Source organism: Psychrobacter sp. CAL346-MNA-CIBAN-0220, assembly GCF_040309805.1.
In the GTDB taxonomy this organism is placed as follows: Bacteria; Pseudomonadota; Gammaproteobacteria; order Pseudomonadales; family Moraxellaceae; genus Psychrobacter.
In genome coordinates this window covers 1-275 of sequence record NZ_JBEOPF010000231.1, presented here as the reverse complement: position 1 = coordinate 275, position 275 = coordinate 1, and the positions used below count along the sequence as shown (strand labels likewise).

General features: G+C 41.1%; 1 protein-coding gene. It reads right to left on the bottom strand.

Annotation, left to right across the window (positions count from 1 at the left end; translation table 11 throughout):
• The coding region (locus AAEY88_RS13440; RefSeq protein ID WP_350563189.1) for a rhodanese-like domain-containing protein at positions 1-275 on the bottom strand (275 nt) is incomplete at both ends.

Sequence of the window (275 nt, the reverse complement as noted above, 5' to 3'; positions counted from 1 at the left end):
CTGCTCTTTTAAATAAGCGGTTGATTTCTCACAACGAATACCACCGGTACAAAACATAGCCACTTTTTTATGCTTGCCAGGATCTAAGTTTTGTTTGACGTATTCAGGGAACTCACGGAAAGTCTCGGTTACGGGATTAAGCGCATTTTTAAAGGTACCAATCTTCACTTCATAATCATTACGGGTATCAACCAATACCACTTCAGGATCTGAAATCAGTGCATTCCAGTCTTTGGGCTTAACATAAGTGCCAACGACTTTACGCGGGTCTATAC